The sequence below is a fragment of the Empedobacter sp. UBA6745 genome, assembly GCF_002453775.1.
Classification (GTDB): Bacteria; Bacteroidota; Bacteroidia; order Flavobacteriales; family Weeksellaceae; genus Empedobacter; species Empedobacter falsenii_C.
This window is the reverse complement of record NZ_DKHL01000033.1, coordinates 1-15,931: the sequence shown is the minus strand read 5'-3', so window position 1 is coordinate 15,931 and position 15,931 is coordinate 1. Positions and strand designations below refer to the sequence as shown.

Annotated in this window: 19 protein-coding genes and 1 riboswitch; of the genes, 9 read left to right on the top strand and 10 right to left on the bottom strand. The window is 32.0% G+C overall.

All coding sequences use genetic code 11. The features are described 5' to 3' along the window. Nucleotides 1-15: 15 nt before the first annotated feature. Nucleotides 16-513 carry a GNAT family N-acetyltransferase gene (locus B4H69_RS10080; RefSeq protein WP_180905390.1) on the top strand — a complete coding sequence of 166 codons (498 nt, stop codon included), beginning with the start codon at nt 16-18 and terminating at the stop codon, nt 511-513. A 51-nt stretch (nt 514-564) separates the two neighbouring features. Here B4H69_RS10080 and B4H69_RS10075 read toward each other — a convergent pair whose 3' ends face one another. Both B4H69_RS10075 and B4H69_RS10070 read right to left on the bottom strand, forming a co-directional pair. Further along, a complete protein-coding gene (locus tag B4H69_RS10075) occupies nt 565-1,398 on the bottom strand; it encodes an alpha/beta hydrolase (RefSeq protein ID WP_291093810.1) in 834 nt (277 codons plus the stop codon). 109 nt (nt 1,399-1,507) lie between these two features. After that, complete coding sequence (locus B4H69_RS10070; protein ID WP_114998710.1) at nt 1,508-2,080, bottom strand: nitroreductase family protein; 573 nt, start codon at nt 2,078-2,080, stop codon at nt 1,508-1,510. A 72-nt stretch (nt 2,081-2,152) separates the two neighbouring features. Here B4H69_RS10070 and B4H69_RS10065 point away from each other — a divergent pair, with 72 nt between their 5' ends. The 5 genes from B4H69_RS10065 to B4H69_RS10045 all read left to right on the top strand — a co-directional run bounded on the left by B4H69_RS10065 (nt 2,153) and on the right by B4H69_RS10045 (nt 8,431). Further along, nucleotides 2,153-2,914, top strand: coding sequence for a hypothetical protein (locus B4H69_RS10065; RefSeq protein WP_114998712.1), 762 nt, complete (start codon nt 2,153-2,155; stop codon nt 2,912-2,914). Nucleotides 2,915-2,929: 15 nt separating this feature from the next. Beyond that, nucleotides 2,930-3,889 (top strand): aminodeoxychorismate synthase component I, encoded by a 960-nt coding sequence (locus B4H69_RS10060; RefSeq protein WP_219033805.1) that lies wholly within the window; start codon nt 2,930-2,932, stop codon nt 3,887-3,889. Next, the gene (locus tag B4H69_RS10055) at nt 3,873-4,472 is read left to right on the top strand and encodes an aminotransferase class IV (protein WP_114998715.1); all 600 of its coding nucleotides are present in this window, start codon (nt 3,873-3,875) and stop codon (nt 4,470-4,472) included. Before B4H69_RS10060 ends, B4H69_RS10055 begins: the two co-directional genes overlap by 17 nt. Before the next feature lie 58 nt (nt 4,473-4,530). Next, nucleotides 4,531-4,634: riboswitch (SAM riboswitch) on the top strand. A 53-nt stretch (nt 4,635-4,687) separates the two neighbouring features. Beyond that, nucleotides 4,688-7,075 carry a TonB-dependent receptor plug domain-containing protein gene (locus B4H69_RS10050; protein ID WP_291093808.1) on the top strand — a complete coding sequence of 796 codons (2,388 nt, stop codon included), beginning with the start codon at nt 4,688-4,690 and terminating at the stop codon, nt 7,073-7,075. A 69-nt stretch (nt 7,076-7,144) separates the two neighbouring features. Then, on the top strand, nt 7,145-8,431 hold the full coding sequence (locus B4H69_RS10045) for an APC family permease (RefSeq protein ID WP_291093806.1): 1,287 nt from the start codon (nt 7,145-7,147) through the stop codon (nt 8,429-8,431). Nucleotides 8,432-8,485: 54 nt separating this feature from the next. Here B4H69_RS10045 and B4H69_RS10040 read toward each other — a convergent pair whose 3' ends face one another. The 3 genes from B4H69_RS10040 to B4H69_RS10030 all read right to left on the bottom strand — a co-directional run bounded on the left by B4H69_RS10040 (nt 8,486) and on the right by B4H69_RS10030 (nt 12,169). After that, a complete protein-coding gene (locus tag B4H69_RS10040; protein ID WP_291093804.1) occupies nt 8,486-10,492 on the bottom strand; it encodes a flavohemoglobin expression-modulating QEGLA motif protein in 2,007 nt (668 codons plus the stop codon). Continuing rightward, nucleotides 10,489-11,469: a glutathione synthase gene (gene gshB / locus B4H69_RS10035; RefSeq protein WP_084106936.1), complete on the bottom strand. Its 981-nt coding sequence runs from the start codon at nt 11,467-11,469 to the stop codon at nt 10,489-10,491. Before gshB ends, B4H69_RS10040 begins: the two co-directional genes overlap by 4 nt. Before the next feature lie 184 nt (nt 11,470-11,653). Next, on the bottom strand, nt 11,654-12,169 hold the full coding sequence (locus tag B4H69_RS10030) for a TlpA family protein disulfide reductase (protein WP_019974382.1): 516 nt from the start codon (nt 12,167-12,169) through the stop codon (nt 11,654-11,656). Between the two features lie 112 nt (nt 12,170-12,281). On the opposite strand from B4H69_RS10030, the gene pth reads away from it, so the two are divergent. The 3 genes from pth to B4H69_RS10015 are packed head-to-tail and all read left to right on the top strand — an operon-like array spanning nt 12,282 to nt 13,481. Further along, nucleotides 12,282-12,848 carry an aminoacyl-tRNA hydrolase gene (pth, locus tag B4H69_RS10025; protein ID WP_038336392.1) on the top strand — a complete coding sequence of 189 codons (567 nt, stop codon included), beginning with the start codon at nt 12,282-12,284 and terminating at the stop codon, nt 12,846-12,848. Further along, on the top strand, nt 12,838-13,251 hold the full coding sequence (locus B4H69_RS10020; protein ID WP_052217907.1) for a rhodanese-like domain-containing protein: 414 nt from the start codon (nt 12,838-12,840) through the stop codon (nt 13,249-13,251). Before pth ends, B4H69_RS10020 begins: the two co-directional genes overlap by 11 nt. Further along, nucleotides 13,251-13,481: a DUF3820 family protein gene (locus B4H69_RS10015; RefSeq protein WP_038336390.1), complete on the top strand. Its 231-nt coding sequence runs from the start codon at nt 13,251-13,253 to the stop codon at nt 13,479-13,481. Before B4H69_RS10020 ends, B4H69_RS10015 begins: the two co-directional genes overlap by 1 nt. On the opposite strand, the gene B4H69_RS10010 is transcribed toward B4H69_RS10015, so the two are convergent. The 5 genes from B4H69_RS10010 to B4H69_RS09990 all read right to left on the bottom strand — a co-directional run. Further along, entirely contained in the window at nt 13,478-13,918 is a 441-nt protein-coding gene (locus B4H69_RS10010; protein ID WP_291093800.1) for a GNAT family N-acetyltransferase, read from the bottom strand. The two genes, B4H69_RS10015 and B4H69_RS10010, sit on opposite strands and share 4 nt — an antisense overlap. After that, nucleotides 13,915-14,271, bottom strand: coding sequence for a hypothetical protein (locus B4H69_RS10005; protein WP_038336388.1), 357 nt, complete (start codon nt 14,269-14,271; stop codon nt 13,915-13,917). Before B4H69_RS10005 ends, B4H69_RS10010 begins: the two co-directional genes overlap by 4 nt. A gap of 24 nt (nt 14,272-14,295) precedes the next feature. Beyond that, nucleotides 14,296-14,862 (bottom strand): nicotinate (nicotinamide) nucleotide adenylyltransferase, encoded by a 567-nt coding sequence (gene nadD, locus B4H69_RS10000; RefSeq protein ID WP_180905375.1) that lies wholly within the window; start codon nt 14,860-14,862, stop codon nt 14,296-14,298. Nucleotides 14,863-14,937: 75 nt separating this feature from the next. Beyond that, nucleotides 14,938-15,522, bottom strand: a complete 585-nt coding sequence (locus B4H69_RS09995) for a Maf family nucleotide pyrophosphatase (RefSeq protein ID WP_180905374.1) — start codon at nt 15,520-15,522, stop codon at nt 14,938-14,940. 11 nt (nt 15,523-15,533) lie between these two features. Further along, a partial coding sequence (locus tag B4H69_RS09990; RefSeq protein ID WP_291093797.1) for a KdsC family phosphatase occupies nt 15,534-15,931 on the bottom strand: 398 nt, incomplete at its 5' end.

The window sequence follows — 15,931 nt, the reverse complement described above, 5'->3', positions numbered from 1 at the left end:
AATTTAAAAATTTAGATGTTAACATATAGAGATGCTAAACGAAGAGATTTAGAAAAAATAACAGAAATTTATAATTCGACAATAGCTTCGCGATTAGTGACTGCCGATACAGAACAAGTTTCAGTTGAAAGTAAAGTAAAATGGTTCGAAGAACATTCACCTGAAAAAAGACCACTTTGGGTTGTAGAAAATGAATCGAAAGACATTGTAGGTTGGGTAAGTTTTCAATCTTTTTATGGAAGACCAGCTTATGATGCAACTGTAGAAATTAGCATTTATTTAGATGCTACGCAACGTGGAAAAGGTTTAGGAAAACAAGTGTTGGAATATAGCATTACGAAAGCGCCAGAATTTGGAATCAAAACGATTTTAGGTTTTATTTTTTCGCATAACGAACCGAGCTTGAAATTATTCAAACATTTTTGTTTCGAAGATTGGGGAAATTATCCCAATATTGCAACTTTAGACGGAATAGAAAGAAGTTTAACTATTTTAGGTAAACGAATCGCGTAAAAAAAACCTCACTTCATTTGAAGTGAGGTTTTTTGGTTTATTAGATAAATTTTATTTACCAATACTCCAAATCAGTGCTTTTTCTTTAGTTGCTCTGTAAATTGTAACATGTTCTTCTTTCGGTTCTGGAGAATAATTCCATTGTAGATTTGGAAGTTTTTCTTGCGTTAAAATATTCTTCAAATCATCTGTATAAGGCAAAATATCACTTGCTCCAGATCCTGCAAACCATAACTTTTTTTGAGTAGAAGGAAATTTAGCTAAATCATTTTTTGCATTCAATAACATTTTATGATCGTTCCACCAAAGTGAAGGATCAATTGCAATATAATAATCAAACATTTCGGGTTGTTTCAGAAAAGTTTCCATGATAAATAATCCAGCCAACGATTCGCCAATAATTCCTTTTTGGGATTGAGTGCGATACTTTTTCGTGATTTCAGGAAATAATTCATCCTTGATAAAACTTCTAAATTCATTCGAACCACCCACAATATCGGCTATTTTTTTATCTTCTTCGTTTTCGGTTGGCGGACTCAAATCTTTGCGACGTTGTATATTTTCTATTCCAACCAAAATAACTGGTTTTATTTTTTTCGAAATAATCAAACTGTCCAATGTGTTTGCAATATGCGGAAAATCCTCTTTTGTTCCGCCATCTGGCATATACAAAACGAATAATGAATCCTGAGAAGTCGAATATTCTTTTGGAACCCAAACATTAATAATTCGCTTTTCATTCAGAATTTTAGAATCAATTGTAAATGTTTCATGTTTTGGAATAGGGTCGTCGTAAACAACTGGATTAGAGTTTTTGCAAGATGTAAAAAAACTAATAGAGATTACAACTAATAAGTAGTTAAAAATCGATTTCATGTATTTCATATTAAAGTATTTATTCAAATATACAAAAATCATAAAGAGTTGATTTTCTATTTAATAAAAAAGACCACTAAAAAATAGTAGTCTTTCTCAAATTATTTTCAGAAGATTTTTAATATTCTAAAAATCTCACTTTATCTTCGATTGGTTGACGAATAGCTTCTGGGATTTCTCCATCAAATTTTCCCATATAGAAAACACCAACACATTTTTCACCTTCTTCCATAGTTGTAAACTCATCAACATTTGCAATTACATTTGCTGGAGAAGACCAATATGCACCAATATTTAAGGCACTTGCCATTAACCACATATTTTGAACAGCCATAGAGGTTGCAGCTAATTCTTCCCATTCAGGATTTTTTTCTGTGTTGATAAAATTGATTAAAACAATTTTATTCGACTTATCACATTTCTCAATTAATGCATTTATTTTTCTGTCGCTCAATTGATCTGTTGGCGTTCCTTGCACATAAACACGCTTTACGTATTCGCGGAAACGGTCTTTTGCAGGGCCTTCTAATACGACAAAACGCCAAGGTTCTGTTTTTTTATGAGATGGTGCCCAGTTTGCTGCCTCAAAAATTTGATTCAATTCTTCGCGTGTAATTTCTTCTTGTGTGTATTGCGGAGGAAATATAGAGCGTCTATTTTTTATGATTGATAATAAATCGTTTGCATTCATGTTGTAACAATTATTAATTTTATTCTACTAATCAAGCAAATTTACATTAATTTCAATAAAACCAACGTTAAGATGAAAACATTAGATTACAACAAAATTGAGTATTACAAAAACAATAAATTTCAATTTGATATTGGGAAATATTTCAATCAATCATTAGAACTTTTCCAAAATAATTGGCAGCCATTTGTTATTTATGCTCTTGTCGCAGCTATTATTTATATGTTTACTTCCTTCACTGTAATCGGATTGCTTTTTGTGATGTATCCACTTATAATGGGATTTATGATTGGAGCAGAACGTGCCGAAAACAAAATGTCAGTAGAACTAGGTGACTTTTTTGGAGGTTTCAAAAATATAGGAAGCTATTTCCTTTTAACACTTATCGTAATGGGAGTCGCAATAGTTGTAATGTTACCATACATTATTTTTTCTTTTTTACCACTTATGTTTAATGATCCCGAAAATGTAAACCCAGCATTAATGATTGGTTCATCGCTTTTTGGTATGTTATACATCTTAGTGGCGACAGTATTTTTATTGTTCTTACAAGCGTGTATTTATCTGGCTCCGTATCTTATTCATTATGGAAATATGAGCGCTATTGACGCAATGAAAACTTCTTATGCAATCGTAAAAAAGAATTTTTGGTGGATGGTTCTAATAGCTATTGTTGTTAGTCTGGTTGCTTCAATAGGAGCTATTGCTTGTTATGTAGGTGCGTTAGCAACTTATCCAATTGGCTATATGATGGTTTATTTTATGTTAAAAGATATGATTTTGACAGATGATGAAAAAACAGAAATTGATCTACTTGGTACAAACCAAGAATAATATTAATTTTATCGAATGTTAGCAAAGCATTCGATTTTTACGAAAATGAATGAATTGGGAGCTGCAAAAGTTCCCTTTTTTTTTATGATCGATTTTTTGAAAGAAAATGGAGAAGTAATTCCGTTGAAGGAATTACCTGATGAGATAAAATTTGAAGTAGATTCAACAAAAAAAGAATTTTTTCAGAAAGATTTTAAATTCAATAAATTCCCGATTTCTTTTGACGAATATTTGCCAAAATTCAATTATGTTCACGATAATCTTTTGTTTGGAAATTCATATTTAACGAATTTAACGCTTCCAACAAAAATTGAAACAGATTTGACTTTAGATGAAGTTTTTCAGTTTTCTGAAGCAAAATATAAATTGAAATATAAAAACGAATTTGTTTGTTTTTCTCCCGAACGTTTTGTGAAAATTGAAGATCAAAAAATCTTTTCAAATCCAATGAAAGGAACCATTGATGCCTCGATTCTAAATGCGAAGCAACTTATTTTGAATGATGAAAAAGAAGCTGCCGAACATGCAACAATTGTCGATTTAATCAGAAATGATTTGAGTCTTGTTTCCGAAAATGTTGAGGTGATAAATTATCGCTACATGGATGAGGTGAAGACAAATGATGCAACACTTTTGCAAGTAAGTTCTGAGATAAAAGGCGATTTGAATGATGATTATAGTCAAAATTTAGGAACGATTTTCGATCAACTTTTACCTGCTGGTTCTATTTGCGGTGCGCCCAAAAAGAAAACCGTTGAAATTATTTTAGAAGCCGAGAAGTATCATCGAAATTTTTATACAGGAGTTTTTGGTGTTTTTGATGGCGAAAATCTTGATAGTGCTGTGATGATTCGTTTCATCGAAAATAATCAAGGTGAATTATTTTTCAAGAGTGGAGGAGGAATAACAGCAAAAAGTAAGGCAAAAGCAGAGTACGAAGAATTAATACAAAAAGTGTATGTTCCAATTTATTGAATCGATTTGTTGTGTAAACAAACAACTTCGAAATTTAGAATTTCATCAAGCGAGATTTGATCGAACAAGAAATGATAATTTTACTGAAATCAATCCGATTTTATTGGACGAAATTATTAAGTTTCCGACAGATTTAACGGACGAAAAATATAAAGTTAGAATTGTTTATGATCGTGAAATTCAATCGGTAGAATTTCAATCGTATCAAATCAAACCCATTGAAAGTATTCAACTTTTTGAGATCGAAAATAAAATTGATTATTCCTACAAATATTTAGATCGTTGGTTTTTTGATGAATATTTAAAAGAGTCAAAAACAGATGATTTGGTCTTGGTAAAATCAAATTATATTACAGATTGTATTTATTCGAATATTGTTTTTTTTGACGGTTCTCAATGGATCACGCCACGAACTTTTCTGTTGAAAGGGACAATGCGAGAAGCTTTGTTACAATCAGGCGAAATCATTCAGAAAAATATAAAAGTTTCAGATTTAGTTAATTTTAAATCATTCAAACGAATCAATGCGATGATGAATTTAGACGAAAGCCAAGAATTGGATATTTCGTTGTTAATTCAATAACTCTATGAAATTGATAGAGTATTGTTTGCGTTTTCATTTTTTAACATTACCTTTGCATAACTTATCAAGAAAGGTGGAGGGATTGGCCCTGTGAAACCTTAGCAACCAGATGACTTATAATCTAAGGTGCTAAATCCAACCTATTAGAGGGAAAGATGAGTAAAAGTATTTCACTTTTATCTGTTGGTTTCTTGAAAGTTTTATGATAATTAAAAATGAAAAGAAACAAATTTTTACTTGCTTCATTCGCATTTATTTGCGCATCTACACTTTTTGCTCAAGAAGTTGAAAAGGAGGAAACAAATCTTAACGAAGTTATTTTAATTGGTGGTCGTACATCAGAAAGAACGGTGGTTAATTCGTCGGTTCCTGTCGATATTATCGATGTTGAGAAATTGAAAACGTCTTCTCCTCAATTGAGTGTGAATGATATTTTGAATGTGGTTATTCCTTCTTTTAATTCGGTTCGTCAATCATCTGCCGATGGAACGGAGCATATTGATCCTGTGACGTTGCGTGGAATGGGACCAGATCAGGTTTTGGTTTTGATTAATGGAAAACGTCGTCACACAACATCCTTAGTGAATTACCAAAATACGGTAGGGAATGGTTCTGTAGGAACAGATTTAGGTGCAATTCCGATTTCAGCAATTGATAAAATTGAAGTTTTACGTGATGGTGCGGCTGCACAATATGGTTCTGATGCGATTGCGGGAGTTGTAAATATTGTTTTGAAATCTAAACCAGGTGGTGACGCGTCTTTGACGTATGGTCAGACTTCTCGAAATGATGGAGAAACGTACAATTTTAACGGCAGTTATGGAACGAAATTAGGACAATCGGGTTCGATTGTTTTTTCGGCAGTTGTAAGTGAGCGCAAGAAAACGAATCGTTCGAAAGATCATAATTTAGATATTTTTGGAGATAATTTCGCCTACGATTTTGCAGATGATCCAGATGCTGCAAGAGCTGCGGATGACGCTAAAATTGCTGCTTTAGGGCTTTCGAGAAAAGATTTTAGATTTCAAATTGGAGATGCGGCAATCAAAAATCAACAATTTTTTGTAAATGCTGAAACGGCGATTAATGATCGATTAGATTTTTATTCATTTGGAGGCGTTTCATTACGCCAAGGAAATGGATTCGGTTTTAGAAGATTGCCAAGCGAATTGTCTGAAGATGCGTTAAAAATTTATCCAAATGGTTTTCAAGCAACGTTAAAATCTAATGTAAATGATTATTCAAATTCGACAGGATTACGTTATTCATATGATGGATGGAAAGTTGACTTGAGTAATACTTTTGGTTTAAATTCATTCAAATATGATTTAGAAAATTCAATTAATCAATCATTAGGTTTAAATTCTCCAACCGATTTTTATGCAGGGAAACATCAATTTTTACAAAATACAGTCAATTTAGATTTTTCGAAACGAATCAATCAAAATGTTAGCTTAGCGTTTGGAGGAGAATATCGTTTTGAACAATATAAAATCGAAGCAGGAGATGAAGCTTCTTACACAGGTTCTGGATCTGAATCTTTTGTAGGGTTTTCTCCATTGAATGTTGTAAAAGGTGATCGTCACTCAGTTGCGGCTTATGTAGATGGAGAATTGAAATTTGGAGATTTTACGGCTGATTTAGCTGGACGATTTGAAAATTACTCAGATTTTGGAAGTACAATCAACGGAAAATTAGCGATGCGATATGAATACGCAAAAGGATATTCGGTTCGTGGAGCGATTTCGACAGGATTTAGAGCACCTTCTTTACAACAAAAATATTTCAGTAATTCGTATACCGATTTATTCTTGAATGATAATGGTGATCAAGTTTTGGTAACAAAAGGAATTATTCGAAATGAGTCTGAATTGTCGAAAGAAATTGGTTTGGATAAATTAAAAGAAGAAAAATCAATCAATGCAAGTTTAGGTTTAACATTTCGTCCGACTTCAAAATTATTTATCACATTGGATGGATATTTTATAAAAGTTGATGACCGAATTGTCTTAACTTCTGATATCACAGATCCTGCTTTAGAAAAATATAATGTAGCGACAGCGCGTATTTTTACGAATGCAATTGATACAGAAACCAAAGGTTTGGATTTAGTAATTTCCTATGATACTCGTTTAGGTCGAGGAAAATTGAATGCAAGTTTATCAGGAAATATCAACGAAACAAAAATTGTCGGTTATCATTTTCCAACAGCTTTAACAATTCCAACGGAAGAATTTTTTGGTCCTGATCAAGTCAATATTATCGAATCATTAAGTCCAAAAACAAAAGCAACTTTAGGATTGAATTATGCAATTTCTGGATTCAATTTTATGGTGCGTAACACGTATTTCGGAAAAGTGACAAAAGATGGATATCCTTGGGGAAGTATCCAAGAACATACGGGAAAAGCGGTGACGGATGCTTCGATTGGTTATGATATTACAAAGAATTTCAACTTTACAATTGGTGCAAATAATTTGTTTGATGTTTTCCCAGACAAGCAAGTTTACGAAAATTCTTATTATGGAGTTTTTCCGTATGCGCCAGTTCAAATGGGGATGACAGGAGCGTATTATTTTGCGCGTGCAAGTTTTAAATTTTAATCAATAATAAAATATTCAAAGTGTCAATTTTAATGTAAATTCAAACATTCAATTGGCACTTTTTTGTGTATGGCACATTCAAAAATTGGTTGGAAAACCGCAGCAGCTTTAGTGATTTCGAATATGATCGGAACAGGTGTTTTTACCAGTTTGGGTTATCAAATTTCTGATTTAAAAAATACAACTTCTATCTTATTATTGTGGTCAATAGGAGGATTGTTAGCGTTGATTGGCGCATTTATTTATTCGGAATTAGCTTCAAAATTTAAACAATCAGGAGGAGATTATATTTATTTATCTCGGACATTTCATCCCGTTTTTGGTTATTTATCAAGTTGGATTTCTTTATTCGTTGGTTTCTCAGCGCCAATTTCTTTAGCGGCTTTGGCAATGGGAAAATACTTGAATGTTTTCGGGTTTGATTTAGGAAAAGAATTTGCAATAGCCATGATTTTGATTGTTGCCGTTTTTCAATCATTCAGTCTAAATTTGAGTAGTAACTTTCAGAATATTTTTACTATTCTAAAAGTTGTATTTATTGTTGTTTTAATTGCTTTAGGTTTTTATTTTGCTCCAGCAGTTGAGCCAAATGCGGTAGTTTTTGATTCGACTTGGAAAAATGAATTGTTACTTCCTGCATTTGCGACGTCTTTGGTTTATGTTACTTTTGCTTATACAGGTTGGAATTCGGCTTCATACATCGTAGAAGAAATTGAGCAACCAAAACAAAACTTACCAAAAGCACTATTTATAGGCGTTATTTTTGTCACGATTTCTTATGTTTTGCTAAATTATGTTTTCTTGAAACATGCATCAGTAGCAACTTTGGCTGGACAAGAAAATGTTGCAAATATTTCGTTCGGTAATCTGCTTGGAAATAATGTAAAATGGGTGAGTTGCTTTATTGCTTTACAATTGATTGCGACGATTAGCGGTTATTTGTGGATTGGTTCTCGTTTGACGCAAGCCACAGCGCGCGAAAATAAATTGTGGAATTTTATGGCGAAAGAGAACAAAAATAGAATTCCAGTTCGTGCAATTTGGGTGCATACAGCAATTAGTATTTTGCTAATTTTTTCAGGAGATTTTGAAGTGATTTTTACCTATACATCGTTTGTTTTACAAATATTAGCAACATTAGCAGTTTGTACAGCTTTCTTTATCAAACAAGATCAATTAACTATTATCAAAAGTAAATTCTTTTATGTCTTACCTGCTATATTTTTAGCATTTAGTTTATATATCTGTTATTTCGTTTTGATGCAAAAACCAAAAGAAAGTTTATTTGGTTTAGGTATTATTGCATTAGGAATTGTATTATTCTATTTTGATAAAAGAATTGAGAAAAAAGATTAAATATTAGTTCATAATAACACAAAACCCACTCAAATTTGAGTGGGTTTTTATTTTTTAATCTTTTATTCCGTTAAAAATATATTGTAAAATCGGGTTGATTTCTGGATTTTCAAGATGTTTTTTGAAAATTTTGGTATGATATTTCGGTTTATTAATCATTTTACGCTCAACTAATTCGTCAATTGTATCAATGTATTCAACTGAAGTTTTTCCAATCAATAAATTATCCAAAGAACGCCCTTGATCAACATAATTCAAAATTGTTTTCAAACCTTTCAAGTAAAGTGCATCTTTTGTAAAACCACCACCACGATAAACGCGAGTTGTCAGATAAAATGCATCTTCTGGTTGCATTTTGTATTCTTCCATCAAGGTCATAAATGTTTCGTTGAATGATTTTCCATTTGTCAACATATGAACTGCCATAACGCGTAAACCAAGTTCTCTTAGTCGGCTATGATTAATAGAATCAGAATAATATTCACTTAAAATCGCTAAACCTTCTTGCGTTAATGTATTTACAGGTAAACCAATACTAAAGATTTTTAATGGTTGATCCAACGCGTTCATCGTTGTTACCATGTGAACTCCAATTTCGTGCTCAATTAAACCATTTGTAAAACGTTTGTCAAACTTAACGCCACGTTTAATCACAACTTTTCTCTTGCTATTGATTACAAGTGCTTTTGATGCGATATCATCCGAAACTTCGATGTCAAATTTGAAACCATAATCATTCGTAGCATTTCTAAAAAGATTAACCACTTCTTCCTCTGTATAATTTCCTTGTTTATCCATTCTAAATTCAGGACAATAAAGGATAAAGTTCGCGTTTTCGATATCTTTTTTGGATGGTTCGCCAAAGTAACGCAACGAATTGTATAAAAATTTATCCGTACCAAGATTGGCTAATAAATCGACCTTATCAAAATAAGCGTTAATCGTGTTAACATACATATTTTGAATACTAATATCATTGATTTTTTCGACTTTAATATTCGATAATTTTCGTTTAAATTCGAATGGATCAATGTTAAGCGGATTGTATTTAAATTGTGGTTCGTATGTATATTTTGAAGCTAAAAATTTCTTCTTTTCAAATTCTAAATTGATCGGATTGATAACACTTAACAATTCAAAATTCTGAACCAATTGGCACAATTGTTTATCAATTTTAACCAAGTCAGATTCTAATTCATTGTGCAAAATATTTACTTGCTTAGAACCTACTTTGTACGTTGTTTCCGTTTTTACAAACTCATAAGCGTGGTTAAGAATCGCTGATTTAAAACCTTCTTTAATTTGGTTAATAATTTCTGGAAAAGATTCTCCTGTTAATTCATCACAATAAATTTTTGAAACTTCTGTCGCTAAAACCAACGTATTTTTGAATCGATTTGTAACAAATTCTAACAAATAACCGCGTCCATAAAATACATCGTTAATCGCTGAATAATTGTGAATATTTTCTAACTCAATATTTGCTAATTCATCGCGCCAACTTTCTACATAGTTTCCGTAACGTTCGTTGTCAACTCGCTCCGCACCAATGTTGAAGACAGGAACCGGACGATCCCAACGTTTCCAATTGTACGAATGAATATCATAAACCAAACATGATTTAAATTTAGTTTCAAGCTTGTTGATTAAAGCTTCTAAAACTTCATAAAAAGCGTGATGTTTTGCAATACTTTTTTGTTTTTGAGAAACCGACAAAGGTTCTTTCCAAACCTGTTTTCCCCAAGCTTCTTCGTACACAGCAGTTTCTGGACCACGGTTCAAATCGTATTCAAATCGAGAATCACAACCTTGAATTAAGATTGGAAAAGTTTCTACAAACTCAGCAGTATGCGGATCTTCCTCGTACCAACGTTCATAATTGCTTAATAAACATTTTTCGCGAATATCTTCGCGCATTTGTCCACCATCATGAATGGCAGCACAAACGTAAGGAATGTATTCGTCGATTTTTATTTTGAATGATTCGTCTTCTGCATAAGCTTCAAATACAATTTCGTTCTCAATATTCTCTAAAATTTGCTGTATACTTATGGATTTCATGCTTTAAATTCTTTATATTTCTCCAATAACATCGACACGATTTGTTTCTGAATTTCGTTGTTATTGTTTACATTATTGTGAGGAACAATTCCTCCAGGACTTACTACATTTAGCTCAACCATTTTTCCGTTAATCAAATCGATACCACAAAAATAAATTCCATCTTCATTTAATTGTTTTCCTATTTTACGGCATAAATCTAACTCATGTTCACTCATTTCGTGTCTAATCGCAGAACCACCAGCCGAAATATTAGAACGGTGGTCACCTTCTGCAGGAACACGCATAATTGCACCAATCGGTTCACCATTAATCACAATAGCGCGAACATCACCTTTTTCTGCACCTTCTATATAATTTTGACAAATAATAGGCTGAGAATATCCGGTATGATTGATATAAAAATCGCAAATCGAGCTTAAGTTACCAATATTTTTTCGTTCGAAAAGTATAACACCTTTACCACCCATTCCGTCTAAAGGTTTGATGATAAATTTCTCGAAATTATTTTCTTCTACAAACGATTTTATCAAATCAATATCTTTTGTAATAAGTGTTTGAGGAACAATTGTTTCTAGACCATCATCAAAAGATGCGGCGTATATTTTATTATTTGCTTTACGTAATCCCGAAATTTTATTCACGAAGAAAACTTTATCTTCGATTAATTCTAACATATTCAACAAAAGCGGATCAATTGGTGGATCGGCTCTCATAAAAATTATATCAAATTCGGTCAAATCTTTTATACTACTTTCAAATTTCATGGTGTGATAAAACTCAACACAATCATTTGTTTCTGTAGTTATCATCTTTTTGCAGTTTCCTACAACTTTACCTTTGGCAATAGAGATATCTTTTTTTGTCAAATAGGATACTTCAAAACCACGGTCTACGCATTCTTTGATAATTCGCATTGTGGTATCTTTACCTGGTTCAACCTTGTCCCAAGGATACATTACGAAGCATATTTTCATATAAATAAAAAGGGTATTAAAATCAATGCAATAATAACTAAAAGTTTAATACAAAAAATACTCTACAAAAAAATATATAATATTTGTTTCGATTCTACGGAAACAACTGATTACTAACAAGTAATCAAAAAAAAGGGTGATTGATTTTTTAATTTCAATCACCCTCAGGTTGGTAAACTATAAACTATTTATTTCTTAAACGATCAATTGTTTCTTGAACTTTCGGATCATCTGCTTTTACACTGTAGTAATCTGCAATTTTTCCATTTTGATCAAGAACCATATACCGAGGTATCCAATTTAAATCAATACCTGTGCCAAAATTACCTTTCCAATTATTTCCCATGTAAAAGTGCTGACCTTCAATTTGATATTTTTCAATCCCTTTTTTCCATGCTTCCTCCGTTTTGTCCATTGAAAGGTAAACAAATGTTACATCAGGATTTTTTTCGTGTAAGGCTTTCAATGCAGGCATGTTTTTGATACAATCTCCACACCATGTTGCCCACAAATCCAACAAGACAATTTGTCCTTTATAATTTGAAAAAGCTTTTTCGATGGTTACCGAATCTCCTTCAGAAGTTACCACTATATCCTGTAAGGCTGCCTCCGGAAATTCAGTTTTCATCACCGTTGGAATTTTCTGCGAAAAAGCAGTAATTCCTACAAATAATATTAAAACGCTAATTATTCTTTTCATGATAATTTTTTATCGATTTCATGTATTTACAAAATCTATACCAATTCAGTAGACTTTAAAGCAAAGGTAAATATTTATTTCTAATCATTGCAAAAAGATGTAATTTTGTTTCATGCAAAAATATCTGATTATTGGGCTTGGTAATATTGGTGCTCAATACGAAAATACTCGTCATAATATTGGTTTCAAGGTTGTTGAAGAAGTTGCTAAAAAAGTTGATGCTAAATTTTCACCATCAAATTTTGGTGAAGTAGCACAGTTTAAATATAAAGCGCGTCCAGTTACGTTGTTAAAACCAAATACATACATGAATTTGAGTGGAGATGCGGTTCGTTTTTGGATGAAAAAAGAAAATATTTCGTTAGAAAATATTTTTGTCATTACAGATGATTTGAACTTGCCTTTCGGAACAATTCGTATGCGTGGAAAAGGTAGCGATGGTGGACACAATGGTTTGAAGGATATTCAAAATAAAGTTGGCGGACAAAATTATGCGCGATTACGCTTTGGTGTAGGAAACGAATTTTCGGAAGGTAAACAAGTGGATTATGTGTTAGGCGATTGGTCGGCAGAAGAAAATGAAAAAATGAATGAACGATTGAATTTGGCTGCTGATGCAGTTTTGTCGTTTATTTTTCAAGGATTAGGTAATACAATGAATCAATATAATGGTAAATAAAATTTTAGGAGTTGCAATGATTGCAGGAACACTTTTTTTAGGTTCTTGTGCAAGCAATTCGTCAAGCTCAGAAGGAAAAGAAGCGAAAATAGAAGAAATAACTTCGACATTAGACAATGTAAATGAAATTAATTTCAAGAGTAATAAGAATGTTTTGTTAGACGTTCGTACACCTGAAGAGTTTGCTGAAGGTCATGTTCCTGGAGCGGTAAATATAGATGTGAAAAATCCAAATTTCGAAGAAGAAATTCAGAAATTAGATACAAAAAAGAATTATTTCATTTATTGCAAATCTGGTGTTAGAGCAAAATTAGCAACAGAAAAAATGCAAGAAAAAGGTTTCAAAAATGCGAAGAATTTCAAAGATGGAATGTCAACGTACAAAGGAACTGTAACAAAATAATGGAAGGATTTCGTCCCGAAATATTAAAAGAAATTGTCACAACAAAAATGCCTTTCGGTAAATATGAAGGGCGATTGTTGTGCGATTTACCTGTTTCTTATTTGGAATGGTTTGTTGGTAAAGGTGGTTTTCCGAAAGGGAAATTAGGAATTCTTTTATCCACTGTTTATGAAATAAAATTAAATGGATTAGAAGATATTATCTACGAATTGAAACGTCAATTTGGTTAAACTTCCCATTCATAAAAATTTGCATCATCACGCAATTGAAATCCAGCACTTGGATATAATGAATTTCCAATATCATTCGTAACACTTGTTTCTAACAACATTGCACAAGCATCTGTTTTGCGACACAGATTTTTTGCTTCTTCTATCAATTCTCTTGAAAAACCTTGTCCGCGAAATTCTGGTGAAACAAATAAATCATTCAAAATCCAGAAACGTTTCATTCGAGTAGATGAAAATGAAGGAAATAATTGTACGAAACCAACTGCTTTTTCGTCTTTATTATAGGCTAAAAAGATAACCGATTCGTCATTTACAATTCTGGCTTCTAAAAATTTTTGCGCTGCTTTTACATCAGATTTCTTATCATAAAATTGACGATACGCGTCAAATAAAGGAACTAATTCTTCTAGATTATTTATAGTAGCTTGTTGTGTCATGATGCTGTGATTAAATATTCTTTTTTATTGTATTTATCTACAAAATATAATTGATTATTTCTGCATCTCATTTTCCCAAAAACAGATTTTATATTTTCTAATACAATTTTATATTCAAGTGTAAATATATTTATTGAAATAAGATTTATATCTGGATTTCTAGTAGAATTCCATTGTTGTAAATATATCGTTGAATTGTGTTTATAAAACCAATCTCCAAAGATTTTACTATTCAATTCTTTAATTTCTGGATTAGAATTAAGCGAGAAAAAAGTTGGACCAAACCGAATTTCACCAGCAAATTGTTTTTGAATTCTTAATGATTCATATTCTATTAAATTTTCCCAGTCCATAACCTTCAAATTCTCACATTAAATTTATCCATACAAATTACTTCCATCCAAATATTCCCAAACTTTTGGAGGTAACATAGGTTTTATATTTTTTCCATTTTTGATTGCATTTCTGATAAATGTAGAAGAAATTTCCATCAAAGGCGCTTCAACGATTTCGACATTATCCAAATTTTCTTCTTGCGAATAACCAGGACGCGGATAAACATACAATTGATAATCGCGCATTAAAATCTCAGCGTTTTTCCATTTCGAAATTCCATCCAAATTATCAGAACCCATAATCAACGCAAAATCATGCTCAGGAAATTTTTCGTTTAGATGAATTAAGGTATCAATTGTGTACGAAGGTTTTGTTAATGTAAATTCGATGTTAGAAGCACGAAGATTAGGATAATCTTTAATCGCTAATTCTACCATTTCTAATCGATCATATTCATTTGCTAAAGAACTTTTTTTCTTCAACGGATTTTGAGGCGAAACCACAAACCAAACCTGATCCAAATCGGTGAATTGTTGAAAATGATTGGCAATAATTAAATGTCCGACATGAATAGGATTGAATGATCCAAAATATAAACCGACCTTCATAAAATTGATTTTTTAGAAAAACAAAAATACGATAATTGTAGAATAAAAAAATCCAGCCGAAGCTGGATTGTATCTTTAGAATTTCACTAATTCTTTATATAGCTTGTGTGTAGGAAGTCCCATTACATTGAAATAACTTCCATTCATATTGTCCACACCTATGTAACCAATCCATTCCTGAACGCCATAAGCACCCGCTTTATCGAATGGTTTGTAATTATCGATATAGAAATAAATTTCTTCGTCCGTTAAATTTACAAAAGTAACTTGCGTTTCGTCCGAAAAAGTAACTTCTTTCTCTACAGAACGAATTGTAACCGATGTATAAACTGAATGTGTTTTTCCGCTTAATTTTTTAATCATTTCGTACGCTTCTTCTCTATTCGAAGCTTTTTCTAACGACTCATCATCAACCCAAACAGTTGTATCCGATGTAATAATTAAATCATTTGGTTGAATATCCGTATAAGCTTTTGCTTTTTTAGCGGAAAGATATTCGGTGATTTGTTCTTTCTTGAATTCGTTGCGATCAAATGTTTCGTCAATATCCAATGAAATTGTCGAAAATTTCAATCCTAATCCAGCTAAAAGTTCTTTTCTTCTTGGCGATTGTGATGCCAAAATGATATTGGTATCTTTTAATTTTTCTGTTAATAACATTTCAAATTCTTTTATACAGAAGCTACTTCTTCTGCATTATACCATTTGTTTTGAACTTTCAAAATTTGTTCTAATAGATCGCGAACGCAACCTTTCCCTCCGTTTTCTGGTGAAATATATTCCGAAGCTTTGCGAACATCCATACAAGCATCGTTAGGACAAGCTGATAATCCAACTAAATTCATCACAGCTAAATCTGGATAATCATCGCCCATATACGCTATTTCATCAGGATCTAATCCATAAGAAAAAAGTAAATCTTCGAAAGCTTCTACTTTATCACGTTTATTCACGTAGATATCAGTTAAGCCTAAATATTTTAAACGATTTACAACAGCTTCATCTCTTCCTCCAGTAATCACTGCAATTCGTATTCCTTGTTTGATGGCTAATTGCATCGCATAACCAT